Origin of the sequence: Allomuricauda sp. MMSF_3307, from assembly GCF_030733585.1 — a bacterium.
In the GTDB taxonomy this organism is placed as follows: Bacteria; Bacteroidota; Bacteroidia; order Flavobacteriales; family Flavobacteriaceae; genus Flagellimonas.
In genome coordinates this window covers 278,587-300,692 of record NZ_JASHIQ010000001.1, presented here as the reverse complement: position 1 = coordinate 300,692, position 22,106 = coordinate 278,587, and the positions used below count along the sequence as shown (strand labels likewise).

Below are 22,106 nucleotides of genomic sequence, written 5' to 3'. Positions count from 1 at the left end.
ATGCCCATTTATAAAACAATAACAGTTTCACCCACCACCAAGGTCTACATTTGGAAAGTGACCGAGCCAGAAGCCGAACTGGCTAAAGATGTGGAGCTTACGGCGCATTGTCAAAATCGTATGGACGGCATGAAATCCGAAGCCCACCGCAGGGCATTTTTGAGCATTCGCCACCTTTTGGCCGAGGCGGGTTATGTGGACAGCGATTTATATTATGACGATTTTGGAAAACCACATTTAAAGGATGGAAAGTACATATCCATCACCCATTCCCACCATTTTACGGGAATCATTGTAAGCGAAACCGATGAGGTAGGCATCGATATTGAGATGCAGCGGGACAAAATTCTTAAAATAGCCCACAAATTTACCCCTATCCAAGAATATAAGACCTTGGCCAATTCGGAAGCCTTGATGCGAAAACTGACCATTGTTTGGGGTGCCAAGGAATCCCTTTACAAGATTTATGCGCAACAAGGGCTCAGTTTTTTAAGGCACATCAATGTGATTGATTTCTCCTTCGAGGACACCCGAACGGTGGCGGAAATTATGTACAAGGGCAAAAAATCGAACTACGAAATCGAATTTCTGGAGTTCGAGGGCTTCACCTGTGTTTATGCACTTAAAATGATGGGAGGATAATTCCTTTTTGTAGTTTTGTCGCGAAACCTATTGGCCATGAACATATCTGTTGAACTTACCCTTTCCCCGTTGCAGGACGATTTTGAAACCCCCATCATTCAGTTTATCAAAAAACTGCGCGCTTCGGGACTTACGGTTTTGGAAAACCCGTTGAGCACTCAAGTATTTGGCGATTATGACAAGGTGATGGAATTATTGAATTCCGAGATTAAGGAAAGCTTCGAGAACTTGGACCATGTGGTGCTTACAATGAAAGTGGTAAAATCCGACCGTAGCGACTATGAACCCCATTTTTGATTTTTTCCTTGGCCCATACCAAGGTAGGGAGCTATCCCTGATCATTTTGGAGGCTACGGCCTTCTTCTTCGGTATTGCCAGTGTGGTGTATGCCAAACGGGAAGATATTTTAGTGTACCCTACGGGACTCGTGGCCACGGTGATCACGACCTACATTTTTTTGGTGGACAGTTTGTATGGCGATATGATGATGAATTTTTACTATTCCATCATGAGTATTTACGGTTGGTGGAACTGGGCCAGAAGAAAGGATGATAGAAACCCAGTGGTGCAAATTACCCGAACGAACACCAAGGAGAAATGGATCGGGTTCGGATTTTTTCTACTGACCATGTTGGTGACCTATGGGGTTTACAGGGCCTTTGGCGCCGAAATTGGCCCTACCAACTATGTGGATATCTTCACATCGGGTATTTTCTTTACCGCTATGTGGTACATGGCCAACAAAAAACTGGAAAACTGGACCCTTTGGATTTTGGGTGACTTAATAACCGTACCTTTGTATGCATACCGGGGATGGGGAATGTTCTCTTTGCAATACCTCATTTTTACCGTTTTAGCTGTACAGGGATATCTAGCATGGAAGAAAAACTTGGGCAACAGCCTTCAAACCTCATCAAAGTAGTCCTTTTTGGACCTGAATCCACTGGAAAGACCACACTCTCCAAACAACTGGCCGAACATTACCATACGGAGTGGGTGCCGGAATACGCTCGGGAATACCTTCAAGATAAATGGGATCGGGAACAAAAGACCTGCGAGCCCCAAGATTTGCTGCCCATTGCCTATGGGCAAATGCAGCTGGAAAACGAATTGGCCCAAAAGGCCAACAAAGTACTGATCTGCGATACCGACCTCTTGGAGACCAAAGTATATTCCGAGGCTTATTACGATAGCACCTGCGACCCACTTATCGAGAAATACGCCCTGCAGAACAGCTACGACCTCTATTTTTTGACCTACATCGATACACCTTGGGTGGCGGACGACCTGCGGGACAAGCCCGATGAAAGAGAACGAATGTTTCTACATTTCAAGGAGGCATTGGAGAAAAATAACAGGAAATTCATTAATTTAAGGGGGGATAAAGCATCAAGGCTTTCCACAGCAGTTAAACACATAGATAAACTTCTCCAAAAACATGATCGAATTAAGTCCTAAAGACTTGGAACAACTCGATTCCAAAGGAATTTCCAAAGAAAAAGTAGCGAACCAAATAGAAACATTCAAAGAAGGCATTCCCTTTGTAAACTTATCGCAGGCCGCGGTGGTGGGCAACGGCATATTGCGCTTCTCCGAAAAAGAGCGGCTGGACCTCATTCAATATTTTGAGGATAACAGGGGCGCTTTGGAGCTGTTGAAATTTGTGCCAGCCTCGGGAGCCGCATCCCGAATGTTCAAGGCCATGTTCAATTTTTTGGATAGCTACGACCCTTCCAAGGAAAAACTTTCCGAATACATAAAACGTACTGGCGATACCGATGCCCAAAAGTTCACCGATAATCTTTCGGACTTTCCATTTTATGAGATAATCATGTCACGAATTAAAGGAAAAGCATCCAACAAGGATGAGGAAGCCTATCTTTTTGTGAAGGAAATGTTGTTGGAAAGCGGACTCGACTACGGTTTTTACCCCAAAGGACTCTTGCCGTTCCATAAATACGATACAGGTTCCGCCACGCCATTTGAAGAACATTTAAAGGAAGCGGCGCTGTACGCAAAGACCAAGGGTGTTGCCAACCTGCACTTTACCGTTTCTGAGCAGCACGATGAAATGTTCGCCAGGGAAGAGGCCACGGTGAGCCCAAAGATTTCCAAGAAAACGGATACCCGTTTTCAAATTTCCTATTCCAATCAAAAGCCTTCCACAGACACCATTGCGGTAGATATGGACAACCGGCCCTTTAAAAACGACGATGGTTCCATTCTGTTCCGGCCAGGTGGCCATGGGGCACTTATCGAAAACCTTAACGATCAGGATGCGGATATCATCTTCATCAAAAATATTGACAACGTGGTCATCGATAAGAACTTGGAAGCAGTGGCCAATAGCAAAAAAATGTTGGCAGGGGTCCTCAAAAAAGTTCAGGATAAGGCGTTTGCCTACGCTAAGTCAATGGAAGAGGGAGATGTTTCCGTTGAAAAGGCGGACGAGATTAAGGCCTTCTTGGAGAAAGACCTCAATGTACGCATGCCAAGCAACTATGATGACCTTGGCGTGGAGGAGCAAAAGGCCGAAATCAAGAACAAACTTAATCGTCCCATCCGAATCTGTGGCATGGTAAAAAATGAAGGCGAACCCGGTGGAGGACCTTTTTGGATCAAGGATGCCGACGGCAATGTATCCCTTCAGATCATTGAATCGGCGCAAATAGATATGGACGATGATGCGCAAGTGGCCATTCTTAAAAACTCGACCCACTTTAACCCTGTCGATTTGGTCTGTGGGGTTAGGAACCACAAAGGCGAAAAATTCGACCTGTTGAAATATGTGGATCCCAAACAAGGTTTCATCACTGGAAAAACCAAGGAAGGAAAAGAATTGAAAGCACTTGAGCTACCGGGACTATGGAACGGAGCCATGGCTTTCTGGAACACCATATTTGTGGAGGTGCCCTTGGTGACCTTTAACCCCGTCAAAACCGTAAATGATCTTTTAAAGCCTTCGCATCAAGCCTAAAGGTTTTCAACAAGATAATTGATCCGCTTTTTTTTACAAAAAGCGGATTTTTTTTGACCAAAAGTGACCCACCGGTAAAAGTTGTGTCCTATAAAGTACAGTCGGGATTCTTTTCGATGACATGATTAAATACGATAATCCTTAGGGGTTGTCTCAACTAGGTTGGTTGATTTGGTAAGAAGGCCGTGCAATACGTACGGCTTTCTTTTGACAGGAGGATCAAAGAATACAAAGGCTATGTTTTTTAAAATAATACTGTTTTTAAATCTATTATCCTTGGGCTTGGCCCTCTATATTTTGATAAAACATTTAAAAGACAGAAAAAAGGACGAAAACATGAAGAAGCAGGATGATGCTATATAAACACTATCCATGTATTATCCATCTCTGCCAATCTGTACCGTGGTCTTTTTTCCTTGTGACCATTTATTGGCAAGTATGAAAGGCTGCTTCGGCAGCCTTTCTTTTTGCTACCTTTTCTTTGAAAACCAAAACCAACATCTTACATTTGCGGCATCTCAAAGGGGTGCTTTTACCAAAAGGCTGAGATTATACCCAATGAACCTGGGCGGGTAATGCCGCCAAGGGAATGCGCAAGCCGCATCTTGGAATTTCTATGTTTCTTCAAGAAACAAAAAATCAATTACTAACACAGAATAATGACCCCTTTTATTCGTAACATTTTTACGAATGAAATTTTATTCAATTATTCAGAAAAGGGCTATTTCGGGCTCTTCGCAACAACCGCGGAACAACAAACCGAACCATTTCAAAAAGTTCACTATTGCCTTGGCTTTGATTGGCCTAAGTGGCACCATGAGTGCCCAAGAGGAGCCCATTGACAGCCTCGAGGGAGAAAAAGTAGTGCTCGATGAGGTACTCGTTCAAGGTGTACGGGCCACTAAGGAGTTTCCGATTACCTTTTCCGACCTGGACAAGGTGGAAATTGCTCCCCGTAACCTTGGCCAGGACATTCCCATTCTCATGAACTTTATGCCGGCCGTGGTCACGACTTCCGATGCCGGTGCAGGGATAGGTTATACCAGTATCCGTGTTCGTGGTAGCGATGCCACGCGGGTAAACGTAACCATCAACGGTATTCCTTACAACGATGCCGAATCCCAAGGGACATTTTGGGTAAACATGCCCGATTTTGCATCATCTACCGAAAGTTTGCAGCTGCAACGCGGTGTGGGAACCTCTACCAACGGTGCGGGAGCCTTCGGCGCGAGTTTGAATATGCTCACCGATGCTTTTTCCGAAGAAGCCTATGCCCGTATTTCTTCCTCCGTAGGAAGCTTCAACACCTTACGGAGCAACGTGAAATTCAGTACGGGGCTCATGAACGACCATGTCGAGTTTTCAGGCCGATTGTCCAGAATTGCTTCGGACGGCTATGTGGACAGGGCATCCTCCGAATTGGATGGCTATTTTTTACAAGGAGTTTACAATGATGACAATACTTTGGTGAAGGCATTGCTTTTTGGAGGGCATGAAATCACCTATCAGGCATGGAACGGAATTACCGCAGATCAGTTGGTGAACGACCGTACGTATAATTCAGCAGGTGAGTATACGGATGACGATGGCAATATCCAGTATTATGAGAATGAAGTGGATAATTACAAACAAGACCATTTTCAGTTGCATTGGTACGAAACCTGGAACGCTGCTTGGAACACCCATTTGGCCGTCCATTATACACGAGGGCGTGGCTTCTTTGAGCAATACCGAGAGGACGATGATTTTGCCACTTATGGTTTGGAGCCCCTTACGGTGAACGGAGAACTGGTGGAAACCACAGATTTAATCCGTCGTCGATGGTTGGACAATGATTTTTATGGAACCATTTTTTCGGCCACTTACAACAACGAAAACTTGGAACTTATCATGGGAGGCGGTTACAATGAATATAAGGGCGACCACTTTGGGGAGATTATTTGGGCCGAGTTTGCCAGCAATAGCGAGATACGTGATAGGTATTATGATGACAACTCCACCAAAACGGATTTCAACATCTACACCAAGGCCAATTATAGATTAACGGATAAATGGTCCTTGTTTGGCGACCTGCAGTTTCGAGGTGTTACCTATCAGGCGAATGGTGAGGATACCGGACTGGTGGATGATACGTTCAATTTTTTCAATCCCAAAGCGGGTATCACTTTTGATCTCAACCGAAACAACAACTTTTACTTTTCGTATGCTAGGGCCAACCGGGAGCCTAACCGCAACGATTATGAAAATGGAAGTCCAAAGCCGGAAAAGCTGAACGATTTTGAGTTGGGGTGGAGGTATGTTTCCCCAAGTTTTCAGTTGAACACCAACGTGTACTACATGCGCTATAAAGACCAGTTGGTGCTAACGGGTGAATTGAACGATGTTGGTGCTCCGCTTCGGTCCAACGTGGGTGACAGCTATAGGTTGGGCCTGGAAATCGATGCCAACGTTCGCTTATCCAGAACCTTTCAATGGAGGCCGAATATTGCCTTGAGTGATAATCGCAATATCGATTTCTTTTTTGAACGTGACGGGGAGCTTCAAAATTTGGAAAATACCCGCATTGCCTACTCACCGCGTTTGATTGCAGGGAATATCCTTTCCTATCAGCCCAATGCGAATCTTCAAGTATCATTGTTGTCAAAATTTGTGGGAAAACAGTACATGGGCAATATCGATTCCGAGAATTCGGTCTTGGATAGCTATACCCAAACCGATTTCAATCTCCAGTACACCATCAACATGAATTCGTTTGTGAAGAGTATTGAGCTTTCTGGATTGGTCAACAATATTTTTGACGCGGATATCGTATCCAACGGATATTTCTTCACTTTTAATGATGATTTTTCCAATCCCGGAACGGTTACCACTGTTGAAGGGGCGGGTTACTATCCGCAGGCAGGCATCAATTTCCTAGTGGGTGCGACTATCAATTTTTAATGTAAGACTATAAGACAAGAGGTTCTGCAAGTTAGGTGCAGGACCTCTTTTTTAACCATAGTGTTAGATTAATTGGAAATGACCACGGTGTTGCCATTTTGGGCCGCATTGTAAAACAACAGGTCATAGTAGCGGTTGCCATCATTGGGTCGGTCCAATTGCTGTCCCGTAAAAAGGCTGTAGGTGTACCCTTCGCAGCCGCAGACCACATTCTGTCCGTCTATGGTCATGGTGGAACACTCATTGGGCGTGTGGTTGGGGCAACTGGCCTCAAAAGCATAGAAGGTATTCAAGCTGGCCTTGATTACAAAAGCTCCTCGTGTTCCCACGCCATTGTTGCCCACATATACGGGATTTCCAATGTTGTTCAAGTCGTTGTAAAGCGGTAGGTTCAGGTTGATTTCAAACCGAAACCGAACCTCTTGCAAATAAGGATTGCGGTTGGTCGTATCCGAACTGCAGGAGAGCATAAGCACAAGCAAAACAAGGGCCCAGAGATGCTTCATGGTAATTGATTTCAAAGGGTTACAGGCGCAAAGTTGATCAAAAATTGCCTATATTTGCGTTAAATCCTCGCAAAAACCATGCAGGTCATGGGAATCGTTGAGGATTTTTTGTATTTGTAGAGGAAGTGTACATTGGGGAAATTTTTCGATTTTCTTCGATGTCTTTTTGTATTAAAACTAAACGTCATGAGCAAAGTTTCATATTATACGCCCGAAGGACTGAAAAAATTGAGGGACGAGCTAAACTACCTGAAGGATGTGGAGCGCCCCAAAGCGTCACAAGCTATTGCAGAGGCAAGGGACAAGGGAGACCTATCCGAAAATGCGGAATACGATGCGGCCAAAGAAGCACAGGGATTGTTGGAGATGAAAATTTCCAAGATGGAAGAAACCTTGGCCAACGCTCGTTTAATCGATGAATCCCAATTGGATACCTCTAAAATATTGGTGCTATCTACCGTGAAGCTCAAGAACCAGAACAATGGTATGGAAATGAAGTACACCTTGGTGGCGGAGAGTGAAGCAGACCTGAAGAAAGGGAAAATTTCCGTAACCTCTCCGATAGGAAAGGGGCTGTTGGGCAAAAAGGTGGGCGATGTGGCCGAGATCAAAGTACCCAACGGAACCTTGAAGTTTGAAATTTTGGAGATCACAAGAGAGTAAGCGTAACTTAATTGGTTATATTTAATCCCGTTGCAATACGGGATTTTTTATTTTAAAACCGAATCAAAAATGGCCAGTATATTCACAAAAATCATCAATGGAGACATTCCAAGTTACAAAATAGCTGAGGACGAGTACAATTTTGCTTTTCTGGACATCAACCCCAATGCCAAGGGACATACCTTGTGCGTTCCCAAAAAAGAGGTGGATAAGATCATGGACCTGGATGAGGAATCGTACATGCGATTGATGACCTTTTCACGAAAGGTGGGGATGGCCTTGGAGAAAGCAGTGCCCTGTAAGCGGGTGGGGATGTCCGTAATAGGTTTGGAAGTGCCCCATGTGCACGTTCATTTGATTCCACTTCAAAGCATGGCCAATGCCACTTTTCAACACAAAGAGAAACTTAGCGAAGAAGAATTTGAAGCCGTGGCGGAAGCCATCCGGTCCAAACTTTAACTTTCCAAATAAAAGTAAACACCTGCCGCTGCTAAGCACAGCATCAGGATTAAAATAATGAAGAACAACATGGTGAACCGTACCGCTGGCCGGTCTGGTTTTACCAACTTGTTGTAATAATTAAAAACCCTTTCAATGTCTGGGGTCCAGTTTACGGGGTAAATAACAGAGTTACATTTTTTGCACTTGATCTCGTGGGTTACCACTCCTGTGGTTCTATGGTACAAGGCATTATACGTATGTTTTTGGTAAAATGTGATCTTGAGTTCCTGATTAAAACACTCGGGACAGTTGTTGGTGATGTCAGCTTCCTGTATTACAAGTTGTTTTTCCTCGGCCATAATTCAATTTTCTAGTGCTTTCAGGGAAATTTGCATGATGGTTCCTTCCTTGCTTGACGAAAATACTTTAATTTTTCCTTTATGGTACTCTTCCACGATTCTTTTTACCAACGAAAGCCCTAAACCCCAGCCTCTTTGCTTGGAAGTGACCCCAGGATTGAAAATGTTCTGGAAATCGCTTTTTGGGATGCCGTGTCCGGTATCGGAGACCAGAATGTTGATGTTTTGGCCCTTTTTTTCAATTTGGATGGCGATATTGCCCTTTCCCTTCATGGCATCGATGCCGTTTTTTACCAAGTTTTCTATACTCCAATTGTACAAAGGAGGGTTCATTAGCACCGCGGCTTCCTCTACATTGGAGCTGAAGGAAAAATGCACCAATTTGGAACTGCGCTGCTTGAGGTAGTCGTAGGCCTTTTTGGTTTCTGAAACAATATCGTGTTTTCGCAGTTCGGGCACGGAACCTATTTTGGAAAAGCGCTCGGTAATGGTTTCCAGTCGGCTGATGTCCTTTGCGATTTCACGGGTTACCTCTGGGTTGATGGCCTCAGATTTCAACAGTTCGTTCCAGCCCAATAAAGAAGTTAGGGGCGTTCCGATCTGGTGCGCGGTTTCCTTGGCCATTCCCGCCCATAGTTTGTTCTGTTCCGAAGCCTTGTTGGTCCGGAAGAAAAAGAAAATGACCGCACCAAATAGAAAAATGATCAATAGTAGGGCCAGTGGATAATATTTTAACTTGTTCAGCACCTCGGAGTTGCCATAATACAGGGTTTCCAAGAGTTCATCTTCCTGTATGATTTGTATAGGTTCGTTCTCGTTCCTGAATTGGGCGATTTTTTTTCGGATGTAGACACTGTCACCGATTTTGTCCTCCGGAATGTTGTGGGTTTTATAGGAGCCCTCTTCGTTCACCAAAATCATGGGAGTAGAGGTGTTGTTTCCCAAAACTTTTAGGGTAAGGTTTCCCAGCTCTTGGTCCACCGAAGATTGCACTAGCTCCAATTGGGCCGTGGCCCATATTTCCATTTTGAGCCGCTCTTCCTCCTTGAATTTTTTGAAAAAACTGTTGGTGTTCCATAAAATAAGGCTCACAATAACGAATGCCGAGATCAAGAGGATAAGGTTGGAGGTTTTCCGTTTTGAGCTAAAGTTCATGGATGGTCAAATTGTTTTTAAAGATAGGGAAATGGAAAACATGTTGATAGTTCGTTGAAATAACGGATGCCTATGGAATTCATTTTATGTACTTTTGGGTTTTCAACAAAAATTAACATTGCATGGAAGTTCAGGGAAGAATCAAAATGATAGACGAAACCAAGACCTACGGTAACAACGGTTTCCGAAAAAGAGAAGTGGTCGTTACCACCGAGGAACAATATCCACAACATATTTTGGTGGAGTTTGTGCAGGATAAATGCGATTTACTGAATAATTACAGTGTTGGACAAATGGTAAAGATCAGCATCAACCTAAGGGGCAGGGAATGGGTAAACCCACAGGGCGAAACCAAGTATTTCAACTCCATCCAAGGTTGGCGCATCGAAAACCTTCAGCCCGAACAGTCAGGTTCCGACAATATGCCACCTGTTCCTCCCATGGAGGCCTTTGAGCCTGCGGACGATTATAACGATGAAGATTACGACGATTTGCCTTTTTAATCGACACGTTTAATACTAATTATACTCAAAATCTGGACCCTACCGTCCAGATTTTCTTGTTTTTGGCCCGATTTGTATTTTTAGAAAAAAATGCACGTGGAAAACACGCCCCTATACTTTTTGAACAAAAGGTTGGAGTTTCCCCCGGTAGATCGGGCCAGTGAGGATGGCCTGCTAGCGGTAGGTGGAGACCTCTCCCCAGAACGGTTGTTGTTGGCCTATAAAAATGGAATTTTTCCTTGGTTCAATGATGATTCCTTGATTTTATGGTGGGCCCCCGACCCCCGTATGGTTCTTTTTCCTAAGAAGGTGAAAGTATCCAAAAGCATGCGAAAAGTGATTCGTGACGGCCAATTTAACTTGACACAAAATACTTGTTTTGAAAAGGTAATGGACCATTGCGCCAAGGTCCTACGAAAGGGTCAGGACGGAACCTGGATTACCCCCGAAATGAAAACGGCCTATATGAATCTGCACCAAAAAGGCCATACACGTTCTTATGAAGTCTGGGAGGACGGTGAACTGGTGGGCGGACTCTACGGGGTTGACCTTGGACACGTATTTTGCGGGGAAAGCATGTTCAGTTTGCGGCCCAATGCGTCCAAATTTGCGTTCATCCAAATGGCCCGGGAACTGGATAAGAACGGATACTTGGCCATCGATTGTCAGGTGTACACCCCCCATTTGGAGAGTTTGGGCGCAGAATTGGTCCCACGAGCCGAATTCGTAAAAATTTTACAGGGAGAATTGCGCACTCGTCAATAAAAAAAGCACATTTTGGGGTTGACTGGCCGTAAAATCCTCTATCCGATATTCTACGCCCATCTGGAACTTAAGCCCACCGTTAAGTTCCCAGCCTATCTGTCCCGATAGTCGGGTATCGTACTCAGGGACGTTTTGCTTCGCCACGCTCAATAGGCTTTCCAGGCTGCCCACAAAGTAAGGTTCCCCAGGGTCCAATTTTTCGCCCTGTAAAGGAAAATCCACTGCAAAGCGATATCGGAACCGATGTATGGTCAAGGAGTTGGTAATGCGCTGCTCTGCCCTAAACCGGTGCCCGTAGCGGATAGCGAGAGGTTTGTGGGTAATGTTGTATTGTTGGGTGAGCCGCAGTTCGTTTTCCCTATCCTCAAAGGTATTTCGGAAACGGTATTGGATGCCAAGGGCCACACTTTGGTTCCCCTGAATCTTTAGGTTGGAAAAATGCGCAAGGTCCAATTGCCTCACCCGCAAGGTCGCCACTTCATCGTCAAAAATGTAATTTCGGTTGGCCAAGGAAAAATTGTGCGAATAGGACCCGGAAACCTTGTAATTGACGGCCACTTGTGGCTGCCAATAGGCTGTAAGGTTTTCTTGGGCCCGAACGCTGGCCAAAGACGACAATAGCAGAAGCCCAAAAAACCACCTAGTAAAGTACATGGTCATAACTTGGTGGGAACGATTTGCGGATTTGTATCAATTGGCCCTCTGCATCAAACAGCGCTTCGTACTCTTGAAATTCCTTGTCCTTTTTGGCGGAAAAAATCAGTTCATAGTTCACCTCGGGCAAAATCAGGTTTTGGAAGGCATTGTGCAGGAGCTTTTTCTCGGATTGCCCATCCAGCACAGGGTATTGCTGTTGGATTTTTTTGATTCGATATTTGGCATGGTTTTCATCAAGATAGAACAGAATGGTGCCCCAAGTCTCGTTGGGAACATCCTGCTCCTTTATGATAAACTCGACATCCTCCAATTTTCCATTTTCATCAAATTCCACGCTGTAGTGAAGCCTTCCTTTTTTAAACTTGGCTTCGTAGCTTTTTTTGATGCTGTCCGTTTCTTTATAAAAACGGATGCGTTTGGCATCGTCCAAGTAATCTTGTATCAATAGGTAGGAAGCTTTGGGGAATTCTTCCTCATCTATCCTTGATTCACGTTCGTACTTGTTCTGTGCAACACCAAATTGCACTAACACAAGCATAAAAAGGAGTATGGGATTAAACTTCATGGTATCTAAAACAGTTTACTTCGTGGTCGTTGACCATACCGGTGGCCTGCATGTGGGCGTAAATTACGGTACTACCAACAAACTTGAAGCCTCTTTTCTTTAAATCTTTGCTAATGGCATCGGAAACAGCTGTGGTCGCAGGGGCATCCTTGTAATTTTTCCATTGGTTTTTGATGGGCTCACCATCCACAAAATCCCAAATGTAGGTATTGAAGCTACCAAATTCTTTTTGGATTTCCATAAAAGCTTTGGCGTTGGATATGGTAGCGTTCACTTTTAATTTATTTCTGATGATGCCGGGATCCTGTAGCAGGGAATCGACCTTTTTTTGGTCGTAGGCAGCAATTTTTCGGTAATTGAAACGGTCGAAGGCTTTTCTAAAATTTTCTCGTTTGCGCAATACGGTAATCCAGCTCAATCCGGCTTGAAAGGTCTCCAATATCAAAAATTCAAAGAGTGTATCATCATCCCGCACGGGAACGCCCCATTCCGTATCGTGATAAGCTTCGTACAAGGGGTCGCCAAGGCACCAACCACACCGATGTTTGTCCATAGTGCTAGAATTTTTATCAAAAGTAAGGGAAAAATCGAAGCGTTAATTGAAAGTTAAAGTATTACCAATCGATAGTAATACTTTTATATTTGCGAGGCAAAATTTTAAAAGTGATGTGCGATGGATGTATTGATGCAGTCCCTGAAGATCGGGGTTAACGAAAAACTTTACATTAAAGACCCCGAGTCCTCCACTTTGGGAAAGAATATTATTGAACACAGTATCCTGATGATCGATGAACTTGGCTTTGATAGTTTTACGTTCAAGAAATTGGGCGTAAAGATCAACTCCAACGAAAGCTCCATTTACCGATATTTTGAGAACAAACACAAACTTTTGCTGTATTTGGCCACTTGGTACTGGGGCTGGGTAGAGTATCGCATGGTATTTGCCACCAATGGTATAGATGATCCCGTCAAAAAGCTGGAGAAAGCCGTGGAGGTTTTGACCCAGAATGTGGAGGAGGACAGTACCATTTCGCATGTGAACGAAGTAGTGTTGAACCGGATAATCATCAACGAGTACTCAAAATCCTATTTGGTGAAGGAGGTCAATCAAGAGGATAAGGATAGTTTTTTTATCGTTTGTAAACGATTGGTCAATCGCTTGAGCGATATGATCTCTGCCGTGGACCAAAAGTACCCCTATCCCATAAGTTTGGCAAGTAACGTCATGGAAGGGTCGCTCCACCAGTATTTTTTAAAGGAGCATTTCCCCACGCTTACCAATTGCAACAGCACCATTTCACCAACCGAGTTTTTTACAGACCTCATTTTCCGTACTTTAAATAAAAAATAGATGGCAAAACAAATACTTACTTCTTGGCAGCGACTCGTCAACTTGTTAAAATTGGACAGAAAAGATGTACTTCAGGTCTTTTACTATGCTATTTTTTCAGGTTTGGTGGGTCTATCACTTCCATTGGGTATTCAGGCTATTATCAACCTGATTCAAGGCGCACAGGTAAGTACCTCATGGATTATACTTGTAATCTTGGTCACCTTGGGGGTTGCCTTTTCGGGTGTCTTACAGTTGATGCAAATACGCATCATTGAAAATATCCAGCAAAAAATATTTACGCGGAGTTCGTTTGAATTTACGTATCGATTCCCCAAAATAAAGATGTCCGAGCTTCGGAATTACTATCCCCCGGAATTGGCCAACCGCTTTTTTGATACGCTCAACATTCAAAAAGGGGTATCCAAACTTTTGATTGATTTTCCAACGGCACTTCTACAGATTGTTTTTGGACTGCTTTTATTGTCCTTGTATCACCCTTTCTTTATTGTTTATGGTGTGTTGCTTTTGGGATTGATATATGTGGTTTTTAAGTATACCATATCAAGGGGTCTGGAGACAAGCCTTGCGGAATCCAAACAAAAATATAAGGTCGCCCATTGGATCCAGGAAGTGGCCAGAAGCATTGTCAGTTTCAAGCTTTCCGGTAAAACCAGCCATGCACTCCAAAAGAACGACTATTTGGTAAGTGGCTATTTAGAGGCACGGGAAAGCCACTTCCGCATTTTGGTACTGCAGTTTATCCAGATGATCGGATTTAAAATCTTGGTCACCGCTGGCTTGCTGATCATAGGAGGGCTCTTGGTACTGAACCAAGAGATGAACATTGGGCAGTTTGTCGCCGCAGAGATCATCATTTTATTGGTGATCAGTTCGGTGGAAAAACTTATTGTTGGATTGGAATCCTTTTACGACGTGCTTACTGCATTGGAAAAGTTGGGCCAAGTGGTGGACAAAGAAGTAGAAACGGATCAGAAGGATTTGGAACTTTTTGAACAAGAAGATTTTAAAATGGACTTGGAGAATATTGTCTACAATGTTCCAAAAACCGATATCAATATACTCAGCGGACTTTCGATGAGTATTGAGAAAAAAGATCGGATATTGATCACAGGGGCCAATGGATCCGGAAAATCCACCTTATTGCACCTTATTTCTGGACTTATTGAACCCACTAGGGGAAGCATCTATGTAAACGGTGTACGCTTGAAATCCGAAAATTTGAACCACTTTAGGTCCAAAATCGGACAATCCTTAAAATTGGAGACCCCCTTTGAGGGCACTCTTAAGGAAAATATCACATTCGGTAACCCTGAAATTACGAAGGAAGACATACTTTGGGTGCTGGATGTTACGGGACTCAGCAAAGTGGTCAAGGATATGGAAGATGGTATTGATACGGTTATTTTTCCCGAAGGAAAGCAAATTTCATATACCGTGGCCAAAAAGATCGTGCTTGCAAGAAGCTTGGTAAAAAGACCTAAACTCTTGGTGCTACGTGATCCGTTAGATCAGTTTGACGAAGATGAGACTACGCGTATCATGGACTTTTTAACCGACCCGGCCCAGCCATGGAGTCTGGTCGTGGTAAGCGATGACAAAAAATGGGTAAACAAATGTGGTCGTATCCTGACCATTGAAAATGGAACAATTAAGCAATAACGCGAAACGCCATGTTGAATATTTCTAAATCAGTTTTAAATAGAAAGGTAGACCTTTCCCACTTCAGGGCAGTCCAAAGGGTATCCCACCGAAGACATTACAAGCATTTCAATCGGTTCCTTGTGGTGTTCACCGTTATTCTTGTAATCATTTTATTCCTGCCTTGGACCCAAAACGTGTCAGGCAAAGGTTTTTTGACCACCTTAACGCCAGACCAACGTCCACAGACCATTCAATCCCCAATACCGGGTCGGATTGAGAAATGGTTTGTTCGCGAAGGGGATTTTGTGGAGAAGGGCGATACGATTTTGCATATTTCTGAAATCAAGAATGAGTATTTCGACCCCAATTTGGTGGAACGGACAGGACAGCAGATCAGGGCCAAAGAAATGTCCGTAACCTCTTATCAAGAAAAGGTAAAGGCCCTTGATGCCCAAATAGCGGCTTTGACCACCGAAAGGGCCTTGAAATTGGAACAAGCGAGGAACAAATTGTTACAGGCCAATTTAAAAGTGGAGAGCGATAGCATCGATTTTGAAGCTGCCAAAACAAACATTATGATTGCCCAAAGGCAGTTTGATCGAACCACTCAATTGGAATCTGAGGGACTTAAGGCAGTGACCGATGTGGAGGAGAAACGCCTTAAGCTACAAGAGACACAGGCTAAATTGATTTCGCAGGAAAACAAACTATTGGCCAGTAAAAACGAGGTGTTGAACGCTCAAGTGGAAATTACCAGGGTAGAAGCGGAGTATGCGGACAAAATATCCAAAGCACGAAGTGAGAAGTTCACCGCCCAATCCAATCAGTTCGACTCGGAGGCCCAAGTGACCAAGCTGGAGAACGAATTTACCAACTATTCCATTCGGAATGACTTGTACTACATTCGGGCGCCGCAAAGTGGATTCATAAACAGGGCCATTCAAGGCGGTATAGGTGAAACCTTTAAGGAAGGAGACCGATTGGTAGGCATTATGCCGGCAAAATATGATATGGCGGTAGAAACCTTTGTGGAGCCGATTGATTTGCCTTTGATACACCTTGGGGAAAAAGTACGGATCCAGTTTGATGGTTGGCCCGTGATTATTTTCAGCGGATGGCCCAATGTGTCCTACGGAACCTACGGTGGGGTAGTCGTAGCGATTGAGACCTTTATTAGCGATAATGGGAAATATAGGGTTTTGTTGGCTCCAGACCCGGAGGACCATCCCTGGCCCAAAGACCTTAGAGTAGGGTCGGGTGCCAATACCATTGCCCTATTGGAGGATGTCCCCATCTGGTTTGAATTATGGAGACAGTTGAACGGCTTCCCGCCCAATTATTATCAACCCGAAAACAAAAGTGCAAATGCTGCAAAGAAATAGAAGTTTACTTTTATACTGTACCCTCTTTTTCTTTTATATAAGCTTTTCTCATGCCCAACAGGATTCATTAATGGTCCTAGGGTTTAAGGAGTATTTGGGCTATGTAAAAAAATACCACCCCGTGGCCAAGCAGGCCCAGCTGACCATCGCCATTGGTCAGGCCAATCTTATGAAGGCCAGGGGAGGTTTTGATCCCAAAGTCGAGGTGGATTACAATCGGAAAGAGTTCAAGGGAACAGAATACTGGGACAAGTTAAATGCAACCTTCAAAATACCTACTTGGTTCGGAATAGAACTTAAGGGGAACTTGGAACAGAATGAAGGCAGTTTTTTGAGTGATGAAGCAACTGTTCCCGATGATGGTCTGTACAGCGCCGGGGTATCCATGTCCGTTTTGCAGGGATTTTGGATCAATGAGCGCATGGCCACCCTCAGGAAAGCCAAATTCTTTAGGGAGCAGTCCAAGGCAGATCAGGATTTATTGGTGAACCAAGTGCTGTATGATGCCGCCCTTGCCTATTTCGATTGGTTACGGGCCTACCGTGATGCACAGGTTTTTGAGGATTTCTTGGAAAACGCAGAGGTCAGGTTTCAGGGCGTTAAGAGCAGTGCCCTTGCAGGTGATATTTCCATCATCGACACCGTTGAAGCAAAAATCGCTGTCGAAAATAGGGCGTTGAGCCTGGAGCAAGCCAATGTGAAGTTGATGAAACGATCATTGGAGCTATCGAATTTTCTATGGATAGAGGATGTCCCTGTTGAGTTACAGGAAAATATTGTGCCCAATTTGGACGTGGAAGGCGAAATTGATACCACTTTGGAGATTTTGGGCAAACCTTTGGACAGCTTTACCTTGGAGAACCATCCCAAAATACGTTCCCTCGATTTCAAAATCGATGGACTTGTGGTGGACCGCCGCCTAAAAGCCAATAAACTGCTGCCCAAACTGGATGTGGAATACAATTTTATTACCGAAACCCCTGAATTGATCAATTCCTTGGTCACTGAAAACTTCAAGGGAGGTTTCACCTTCAGCGTACCCTTATTTTTACGAAAAGAGAGGGGAGATTTAAAATTGGCCAAATTTAAACTGAGGGATGCGGAATTTGATCGCGATAATGCCCAAGTTGAAATTCAGAATAAGGTAATCGCCATTTATCGTGAGTTGGACTCCTACATTACCCAAAATACATTGATCGCCAATATCGTGAGGGATTACGGCACTTTGCTTCAGGCGGAGGAACGAAAGTTCAGTTTTGGGGAAAGTTCCCTCTTTTTGATCAACTCACGGGAAAGCAAACTCATTGATGCCTATCTGAAACAGAACGAGATGCAGAACAAGTTCTTTTACACCAAAGCGATGCTGTTCAAGAGCTTGGCCATCAACCCGGAGGCACTGTAAGGAATCCGTTTCAAAAACAACCAATGATAAAAGTCACCAAATAGGCGATAGCTCATGGTTACTTTTGTAAAAACATTTTTTATGGAAGTTTTGGAAAACGATAAGTTGGAGTTGGTACAGGATTTTATTCCCAAGGCGATGGATTACGCCAGATACCGTAAACTGGTAAGTGAGTTGGCCATATTGGGTAAGACAACCGGTCCCAACCAGTCCGAAGCCATGATCAACTATACCAAGTTGAGCGACCGTAGAATGGTTCGCTGGGAGAAAACCTTCAACATTTCGGAGGAAATTCAAGAAAAGTTGACCCACTTGGATAGGGAATTAACTTTTTTGGTGCTCACCGAAAGCTGGTGTGGAGATGCTGCGGCAAGCTTGCCCATACTTCAAAAAATTGCGGAATCAACACCCAAAATCGACCTCAAAGTTGTGCTGAGGGATGAAAGCCTGGAATTGATGGATGCTTTTTTGACCCATGGTGCCCGTTCCATTCCCAAAGTGATTGTTTTGGACAACTCCCAGCAAGAAATAGTTGGTGAGTGGGGTCCAAGACCAAGCCTTGCCACCAAAATGGTGGAAGATTATAAAGCGGAACACGGTAAACTTACCGATGAGTTCAAACAGGAATTACAGCTTTGGTACAATAAGGACAAGGGACAAAATATACTACAGGATATCCTAAAGTTACTTGCTCTGGAATAGATAGGTAATGGTTCCGATCTGTGCTGCTTTGGAATCGGGACTGAATCGAGCTTTAAGGGCGTAAGCGATGGCATTGTCTACCAAACAACCGTTGTCCGTCCCCGAACTCTTATCATTAAAACTTGCTTCGGTTACATAGCCATTGTTATCTACGGTAATGTTCACCACTACCTTGCCACCTTCAATGCAGGTGTAGATGGGCGGGGGGAGGTAATAGGCATTGCGCTCCACCAAAGAGTACGAAATGGAGGTGCGTCTATCTTTCAAGTAGTTGGTGAATTCTTTTTTTTGGGCATCCCGTTCTCCGAGCTTTTGCTTTTTTTCGTCCCGTTGCGCCTTTAATTGCTTGAGTTGTTCCTCGAATCCCGAGTTGTCGGCATATTCGCCCGTTTCGCTGTTCAGCGCCCTTTCTTCCATAAGTTCCTCCAGTGTCTTCAGAGGTTCCGGATTGCCCACACTTGGCTTTGCAGTTTCATTGAGGGCCATATGGCTTTTGATAGGGTCGTTGGCGGCTTCCATCTCCTCAAGTCGTTGTTCCTCTTCTTCCAGGAGCTTTTCAATATCCTCATCGGCCAAGCTCATTTCAATCACATATTCATCCTCCTTCATACCTCCTAAGTGAATGTTGAAAAGCAACAAAACCACTATGGACATAGCGAAGAAAGTGATCAAAAGTGATAACTGGCTCTTGTTAAGGTTCATGGTCTAACTATAACCGCTTTTTTTCTAAAATATTTTATCTCAACCGCTTTAGGTTGAGGTGTTCACCCCTAGGTTTTCCTTGAACATTTGGGGTGTTGTAGCATTATCTACGTTGAAATCCCCTATTTTGGTTCTTCGGAGCTTGGATAAGTAAGCGCCCGAACCCACTGCCTTTCCAAAATCGTGGGCCAAGGAACGGATGTAGGTTCCTTTGCTGCACACCACCCTAAAATCCACTTCGGGAAGGGCAATTCGGGTAATCTCAAACTCCAAAATCTCGATTTTCCGTGATTTTATCTCCACTTGCTTCCCTTCACGGGCCAATTCGTACAATCGTTTTCCATCCTTTTTTAAGGCGGAAAAAATAGGCGGCACTTGTTCAATTTCGCCTAAAAATGACTTTGTGGCTTCGTGAATGGTCTTATCGGAAAGATGATCTGTGGGAAAGGTTTCGTTCACTTCGGTTTCCATATCGTAGGAAGGCGTAGTCGCGCCCAAAGTGAAGGTTCCTGTGTACTCTTTCACCTGTCCTTGAAGCTCCGGAATTTTTTTGGTGAATTTACCGGTGCAGATAATCAATAGGCCCGTGGCCAACGGATCTAGGGTTCCGGCATGGCCAATTTTGATTTTTTTAAGGCTAAATTTTTTGCGAATCGCCCATTTAAGGGCATTCACCGCTTGGAACGAACTCCATTCCAGGGGTTTGTCGATCAAGAGTATCTGACCGTTTAAGAAATCTTCTTTGGTGTTCAAAAACTTGGGGTTTGTGGCAAATATACTGATCTATCCCCAAATGCTCCACGCAAGAGCGATGAGGCCCACAATCAAACAATAAATGGCAAAATAGGTCAGCTTGCTCTGGCGCACCAGTTTGATCATCCATGTACAGGCGGCCAGTCCAGCGATAAAGGCGGCAACAAATCCCGCACCCATGGCCACAGCTTGGTCGCCATGAAAGGAAATTTCCCCTCCCATCAAATCTTTGGCCACTTTGCCCAAGATCAACGGAACTACCATTAAAAAGGAAAAACGTGCCGATTTGGTCTTATCAACCCCCAAGAGAACCGCAGCTGAAATAGTGGCGCCACTTCTGGAAATTCCGGGAAGTATGGCTACGGCTTGCGCCATACCAATAGCAAATGCGCTGCGGAAGGATACGTTTTTATCGGTGGTTTTCGCCAAATCTGCCAAATACAATAAAAATGCAGTAATGATCAACATGATGCCCACAATCACAATGGCACCATCGAAAAAGACCTCGATAAAATCATTCAAAAAAAGACCGACCAAGGCGGCAGGTATCATGGAGATGATAATTTTTAAGGAAAACTGGGTTTCCTCGTTCCATTTGAACTGAAATAGGCTCTTGAAAATGTCAAAAACATCTTTCCGAAATACCACTAACGTACTCAAGGCAGTGGCAAAGTGAAGGATCACGGTGAACAACAAACTTTCTTCGGGAACGGCCTGAGCGCCCAAAATGGCTTTTCCCAATTCTAAGTGACCGCTGGAGGAAACAGGCAAAAATTCGGTCAATCCCTGAATAATCCCAAGGATAATGGCATCGATCAATTCCAAATTACTCTTTGTTTTTCTTGTTAGGATTCAACAAAATGGCATAGACCTGAATGCCAAGCCCTATCAAGATCAAGGTCGGCGCAAGGCGTATCCGTCTAAAATTGTAGATCTCGGGATTGAAAACCTCTGGGTCGTCGCTTCCGCCTCCACTCATCAAAATATAACCAAGGGCTATAAAGGCAATGCCGATGAAGAGAAAGAGGTAGTTTTTTCGTTGAAAAACAAACTCCTTTGTCGGTTTTTGACCGTTTTTGTTGTTCTTGCTCATGTCGCAAAGTTAATAATAAAGATCGTCCGTCCTTAAGTTTAAAAAACGTTGGGTGGCAAAATGCGTGCTGGCCCAAGAAATGATTACCCCCAAACCAAAAACACCAACAAACAAAAGTATGAGGACGATGTAATCCTGTAACAAGTTCAGTTCGGGGAAATTTTTGTCGATGTAGTACACCAAAACGCCCAACCCGATAAGGGCAACAACGGCGCCTGCCATGCCCAGCTTAATGTTGGTCCAAATAAAGGGCCTACGGATAAAGGTCTTGGTGGCACCCACCATTTGCATCGTTTTGATGATAAACCGTTTGGAGTAAATGGACAGGCGAATGGAGCTATTGATAAGCAACACGGCAATGAGTGTAAACACGGCACTGGCCACCAAAATCCAAAGGCTTATTTTCCGGGCATTGTTGTTCAGCAACGAAATCAAGGGTTTATCGTAGCTTACTTCATCCACGTATGCTTTTTCGGTAATCTCCGCAGCAATCTCATCAATCTGTTGTGGTGACACAAAGTCGGCCTTTAAGTTGACATCAATGGAATTTTTAAGGGGGTTGTAGCCTAAAAACTCCACAAAGTTTTCTCCGATGTCCTCACTATACTGCTCTGCGGCATCTTCTTTGGAAATATAGGCTGCCGATTTGGTGTACTCGGCAAGGGCAAGGCTTTTTTGCAATTGGTCGATTTCAACCGGTTTGGCCGTATCCTTCAAGTACACTGAAATGGTTATCTGTTCCTTAAAGTGGTCGGCCAATTTTTTGGTATTGAGCACCAAAAGACCCAAGACACCCAATAGAAATAGGACCAAGGCAATGCTCAAAGCCACGGAAAAATAGGAGGAAATCAGTTTTCGGCGCTGATATCGTTCAATATATTGGCTCATACGGTAGAATCAGTAT

26 protein-coding genes and 1 riboswitch are annotated in these 22,106 nt (G+C 44.1%); of the genes, 15 read left to right on the top strand and 11 right to left on the bottom strand.

The window, feature by feature from the left end; translation table 11 throughout:
• The 6 genes from RBB12_RS01290 to RBB12_RS01265 all read left to right on the top strand — a co-directional run bounded on the left by RBB12_RS01290 (window position 1) and on the right by RBB12_RS01265 (window position 6,559).
• Window positions 1–642 (top strand): 4'-phosphopantetheinyl transferase family protein, encoded by a 642-nt coding sequence (locus RBB12_RS01290; RefSeq protein ID WP_306012480.1) that lies wholly within the window; start codon window positions 1–3, stop codon window positions 640–642.
• A gap of 36 nt (window positions 643–678) precedes the next feature.
• On the top strand, window positions 679–939 hold the full coding sequence (locus RBB12_RS01285; RefSeq protein WP_179382999.1) for a YkoF family thiamine/hydroxymethylpyrimidine-binding protein: 261 nt from the start codon (window positions 679–681) through the stop codon (window positions 937–939).
• On the top strand, window positions 923–1,564 hold the full coding sequence (gene pnuC / locus RBB12_RS01280; RefSeq protein WP_179382998.1) for a nicotinamide riboside transporter PnuC: 642 nt from the start codon (window positions 923–925) through the stop codon (window positions 1,562–1,564). Before RBB12_RS01285 ends, pnuC begins: the two co-directional genes overlap by 17 nt.
• Complete coding sequence (locus tag RBB12_RS01275) at window positions 1,519–2,100, top strand: ATP-binding protein (protein ID WP_293280668.1); 582 nt, start codon at window positions 1,519–1,521, stop codon at window positions 2,098–2,100. Before pnuC ends, RBB12_RS01275 begins: the two co-directional genes overlap by 46 nt.
• Complete coding sequence (locus RBB12_RS01270) at window positions 2,081–3,619, top strand: DUF4301 family protein (RefSeq protein ID WP_306012479.1); 1,539 nt, start codon at window positions 2,081–2,083, stop codon at window positions 3,617–3,619. Before RBB12_RS01275 ends, RBB12_RS01270 begins: the two co-directional genes overlap by 20 nt.
• 512 nt (window positions 3,620–4,131) lie before the next feature.
• Window positions 4,132–4,225, top strand: a riboswitch (TPP riboswitch).
• Between the two features lie 84 nt (window positions 4,226–4,309).
• Entirely contained in the window at window positions 4,310–6,559 is a 2,250-nt protein-coding gene (locus tag RBB12_RS01265; RefSeq protein ID WP_306012478.1) for a TonB-dependent receptor, read from the top strand.
• Window positions 6,560–6,627: 68 nt separating this feature from the next.
• Here the strand turns inward: RBB12_RS01265 and RBB12_RS01260 are convergent, their stop codons facing one another.
• Window positions 6,628–7,065 carry a hypothetical protein gene (locus RBB12_RS01260; protein ID WP_293280665.1) on the bottom strand — a complete coding sequence of 146 codons (438 nt, stop codon included), beginning with the start codon at window positions 7,063–7,065 and terminating at the stop codon, window positions 6,628–6,630.
• Window positions 7,066–7,251: 186 nt separating this feature from the next.
• On the opposite strand from RBB12_RS01260, the gene greA reads away from it, so the two are divergent.
• Together greA and RBB12_RS01250 are read left to right on the top strand one after the other, a co-directional pair.
• Window positions 7,252–7,728, top strand: coding sequence for a transcription elongation factor GreA (greA, locus tag RBB12_RS01255; protein ID WP_179382993.1), 477 nt, complete (start codon window positions 7,252–7,254; stop codon window positions 7,726–7,728).
• Window positions 7,729–7,797: 69 nt separating this feature from the next.
• On the top strand, window positions 7,798–8,187 hold the full coding sequence (locus RBB12_RS01250; RefSeq protein WP_306012477.1) for an HIT family protein: 390 nt from the start codon (window positions 7,798–7,800) through the stop codon (window positions 8,185–8,187).
• On the opposite strand, the gene RBB12_RS01245 is transcribed toward RBB12_RS01250, so the two are convergent.
• Together RBB12_RS01245 and RBB12_RS01240 are read right to left on the bottom strand one after the other, a co-directional pair.
• Window positions 8,184–8,528 carry a hypothetical protein gene (locus RBB12_RS01245; RefSeq protein ID WP_293280660.1) on the bottom strand — a complete coding sequence of 115 codons (345 nt, stop codon included), beginning with the start codon at window positions 8,526–8,528 and terminating at the stop codon, window positions 8,184–8,186. The genes RBB12_RS01250 and RBB12_RS01245 overlap by 4 nt on opposite strands.
• 3 nt (window positions 8,529–8,531) lie before the next feature.
• On the bottom strand, window positions 8,532–9,683 hold the full coding sequence (locus RBB12_RS01240) for a sensor histidine kinase (protein WP_293280658.1): 1,152 nt from the start codon (window positions 9,681–9,683) through the stop codon (window positions 8,532–8,534).
• Between the two features lie 122 nt (window positions 9,684–9,805).
• Here RBB12_RS01240 and RBB12_RS01235 point away from each other — a divergent pair, with 122 nt between their 5' ends.
• On the top strand, window positions 9,806–10,186 hold the full coding sequence (locus RBB12_RS01235; RefSeq protein ID WP_306012476.1) for a DUF3127 domain-containing protein: 381 nt from the start codon (window positions 9,806–9,808) through the stop codon (window positions 10,184–10,186).
• A 90-nt stretch (window positions 10,187–10,276) separates the two neighbouring features.
• Window positions 10,277–10,951, top strand: a complete 675-nt coding sequence (aat, locus tag RBB12_RS01230) for a leucyl/phenylalanyl-tRNA--protein transferase (RefSeq protein ID WP_306012475.1) — start codon at window positions 10,277–10,279, stop codon at window positions 10,949–10,951.
• On the opposite strand, the gene RBB12_RS01225 is transcribed toward aat, so the two are convergent.
• Genes RBB12_RS01225 through RBB12_RS01215 form a run of 3 tightly spaced genes read right to left on the bottom strand, consistent with a single transcriptional unit; the run spans window position 10,922 to window position 12,726 of the window.
• Window positions 10,922–11,605 (bottom strand): DUF2490 domain-containing protein, encoded by a 684-nt coding sequence (locus tag RBB12_RS01225; protein WP_306012474.1) that lies wholly within the window; start codon window positions 11,603–11,605, stop codon window positions 10,922–10,924. The two genes, aat and RBB12_RS01225, sit on opposite strands and share 30 nt — an antisense overlap.
• A complete protein-coding gene (locus tag RBB12_RS01220; protein WP_306012473.1) occupies window positions 11,592–12,146 on the bottom strand; it encodes a hypothetical protein in 555 nt (184 codons plus the stop codon). Before RBB12_RS01220 ends, RBB12_RS01225 begins: the two co-directional genes overlap by 14 nt.
• A gap of 16 nt (window positions 12,147–12,162) precedes the next feature.
• Entirely contained in the window at window positions 12,163–12,726 is a 564-nt protein-coding gene (locus RBB12_RS01215; RefSeq protein ID WP_179382985.1) for a DNA-3-methyladenine glycosylase I, read from the bottom strand.
• Window positions 12,727–12,846: 120 nt separating this feature from the next.
• Here RBB12_RS01215 and RBB12_RS01210 point away from each other — a divergent pair, with 120 nt between their 5' ends.
• From RBB12_RS01210 to RBB12_RS01190, 5 genes are all read left to right on the top strand, one after another.
• A complete protein-coding gene (locus RBB12_RS01210) occupies window positions 12,847–13,524 on the top strand; it encodes a TetR/AcrR family transcriptional regulator (RefSeq protein WP_306012472.1) in 678 nt (225 codons plus the stop codon).
• On the top strand, window positions 13,525–15,186 hold the full coding sequence (locus RBB12_RS01205; RefSeq protein WP_179382983.1) for a peptidase domain-containing ABC transporter: 1,662 nt from the start codon (window positions 13,525–13,527) through the stop codon (window positions 15,184–15,186).
• Between the two features lie 11 nt (window positions 15,187–15,197).
• Entirely contained in the window at window positions 15,198–16,550 is a 1,353-nt protein-coding gene (locus tag RBB12_RS01200) for an HlyD family secretion protein (protein ID WP_306012471.1), read from the top strand.
• Complete coding sequence (locus RBB12_RS01195; RefSeq protein WP_179382981.1) at window positions 16,534–17,952, top strand: TolC family protein; 1,419 nt, start codon at window positions 16,534–16,536, stop codon at window positions 17,950–17,952. The genes RBB12_RS01200 and RBB12_RS01195 overlap by 17 nt, the downstream gene beginning before the upstream one ends.
• Window positions 17,953–18,033: 81 nt before the next feature.
• Window positions 18,034–18,654 carry a thioredoxin family protein gene (locus RBB12_RS01190; RefSeq protein ID WP_306012470.1) on the top strand — a complete coding sequence of 207 codons (621 nt, stop codon included), beginning with the start codon at window positions 18,034–18,036 and terminating at the stop codon, window positions 18,652–18,654.
• Here RBB12_RS01190 and RBB12_RS01185 read toward each other — a convergent pair.
• Genes RBB12_RS01185 through RBB12_RS01165 form a run of 5 tightly spaced genes read right to left on the bottom strand, consistent with a single transcriptional unit; the run spans window position 18,637 to window position 22,090 of the window.
• Window positions 18,637–19,356, bottom strand: coding sequence for an energy transducer TonB (locus RBB12_RS01185; RefSeq protein WP_306012469.1), 720 nt, complete (start codon window positions 19,354–19,356; stop codon window positions 18,637–18,639). The genes RBB12_RS01190 and RBB12_RS01185 overlap by 18 nt on opposite strands.
• A gap of 48 nt (window positions 19,357–19,404) precedes the next feature.
• Window positions 19,405–20,109 (bottom strand): tRNA pseudouridine(55) synthase TruB, encoded by a 705-nt coding sequence (gene truB / locus RBB12_RS01180; RefSeq protein ID WP_306012468.1) that lies wholly within the window; start codon window positions 20,107–20,109, stop codon window positions 19,405–19,407.
• A 30-nt stretch (window positions 20,110–20,139) separates the two neighbouring features.
• Window positions 20,140–20,934: an undecaprenyl-diphosphate phosphatase gene (locus RBB12_RS01175; RefSeq protein WP_306012467.1), complete on the bottom strand. Its 795-nt coding sequence runs from the start codon at window positions 20,932–20,934 to the stop codon at window positions 20,140–20,142.
• A 1-nt stretch (window position 20,935) separates the two neighbouring features.
• The gene (locus tag RBB12_RS01170; protein ID WP_293280631.1) at window positions 20,936–21,202 is read right to left on the bottom strand and encodes a DUF3098 domain-containing protein; all 267 of its coding nucleotides are present in this window, start codon (window positions 21,200–21,202) and stop codon (window positions 20,936–20,938) included.
• A 9-nt stretch (window positions 21,203–21,211) separates the two neighbouring features.
• Window positions 21,212–22,090 carry a cell division protein FtsX gene (locus tag RBB12_RS01165; protein WP_179382975.1) on the bottom strand — a complete coding sequence of 293 codons (879 nt, stop codon included), beginning with the start codon at window positions 22,088–22,090 and terminating at the stop codon, window positions 21,212–21,214.
• Window positions 22,091–22,106: the final 16 nt, after the last annotated feature.

Bases quoted from the DNA above. Each gene is read 5' to 3' on its own strand.
- RBB12_RS01290 (WP_306012480.1), top strand. From the start codon at position 1: ATGCCCATTTATAAAACAATAACAGTTTCACCCACCACCAAGGTCTAC.
- RBB12_RS01285 (WP_179382999.1), top strand. From the start codon at position 679: ATGAACATATCTGTTGAACTTACCCTTTCCCCGTTGCAGGACGATTTT.
- pnuC (WP_179382998.1), top strand. From the start codon at position 923: ATGAACCCCATTTTTGATTTTTTCCTTGGCCCATACCAAGGTAGGGAG.
- RBB12_RS01275 (WP_293280668.1), top strand. From the start codon at position 1,519: ATGGAAGAAAAACTTGGGCAACAGCCTTCAAACCTCATCAAAGTAGTC.
- RBB12_RS01270 (WP_306012479.1), top strand. From the start codon at position 2,081: ATGATCGAATTAAGTCCTAAAGACTTGGAACAACTCGATTCCAAAGGA.
- RBB12_RS01265 (WP_306012478.1), top strand. From the start codon at position 4,310: ATGAAATTTTATTCAATTATTCAGAAAAGGGCTATTTCGGGCTCTTCG.
- RBB12_RS01260 (WP_293280665.1), bottom strand. From the start codon at position 7,065: ATGAAGCATCTCTGGGCCCTTGTTTTGCTTGTGCTTATGCTCTCCTGC.
- greA (WP_179382993.1), top strand. From the start codon at position 7,252: ATGAGCAAAGTTTCATATTATACGCCCGAAGGACTGAAAAAATTGAGG.
- RBB12_RS01250 (WP_306012477.1), top strand. From the start codon at position 7,798: ATGGCCAGTATATTCACAAAAATCATCAATGGAGACATTCCAAGTTAC.
- RBB12_RS01245 (WP_293280660.1), bottom strand. From the start codon at position 8,528: ATGGCCGAGGAAAAACAACTTGTAATACAGGAAGCTGACATCACCAAC.
- RBB12_RS01240 (WP_293280658.1), bottom strand. From the start codon at position 9,683: ATGAACTTTAGCTCAAAACGGAAAACCTCCAACCTTATCCTCTTGATC.
- RBB12_RS01235 (WP_306012476.1), top strand. From the start codon at position 9,806: ATGGAAGTTCAGGGAAGAATCAAAATGATAGACGAAACCAAGACCTAC.
- aat (WP_306012475.1), top strand. From the start codon at position 10,277: ATGCACGTGGAAAACACGCCCCTATACTTTTTGAACAAAAGGTTGGAG.
- RBB12_RS01225 (WP_306012474.1), bottom strand. From the start codon at position 11,605: ATGTACTTTACTAGGTGGTTTTTTGGGCTTCTGCTATTGTCGTCTTTG.
- RBB12_RS01220 (WP_306012473.1), bottom strand. From the start codon at position 12,146: ATGCTTGTGTTAGTGCAATTTGGTGTTGCACAGAACAAGTACGAACGT.
- RBB12_RS01215 (WP_179382985.1), bottom strand. From the start codon at position 12,726: ATGGACAAACATCGGTGTGGTTGGTGCCTTGGCGACCCCTTGTACGAA.
- RBB12_RS01210 (WP_306012472.1), top strand. From the start codon at position 12,847: ATGGATGTATTGATGCAGTCCCTGAAGATCGGGGTTAACGAAAAACTT.
- RBB12_RS01205 (WP_179382983.1), top strand. From the start codon at position 13,525: ATGGCAAAACAAATACTTACTTCTTGGCAGCGACTCGTCAACTTGTTA.
- RBB12_RS01200 (WP_306012471.1), top strand. From the start codon at position 15,198: ATGTTGAATATTTCTAAATCAGTTTTAAATAGAAAGGTAGACCTTTCC.
- RBB12_RS01195 (WP_179382981.1), top strand. From the start codon at position 16,534: ATGCTGCAAAGAAATAGAAGTTTACTTTTATACTGTACCCTCTTTTTC.
- RBB12_RS01190 (WP_306012470.1), top strand. From the start codon at position 18,034: ATGGAAGTTTTGGAAAACGATAAGTTGGAGTTGGTACAGGATTTTATT.
- RBB12_RS01185 (WP_306012469.1), bottom strand. From the start codon at position 19,356: ATGAACCTTAACAAGAGCCAGTTATCACTTTTGATCACTTTCTTCGCT.
- RBB12_RS01170 (WP_293280631.1), bottom strand. From the start codon at position 21,202: ATGAGCAAGAACAACAAAAACGGTCAAAAACCGACAAAGGAGTTTGTT.
- RBB12_RS01165 (WP_179382975.1), bottom strand. From the start codon at position 22,090: ATGAGCCAATATATTGAACGATATCAGCGCCGAAAACTGATTTCCTCC.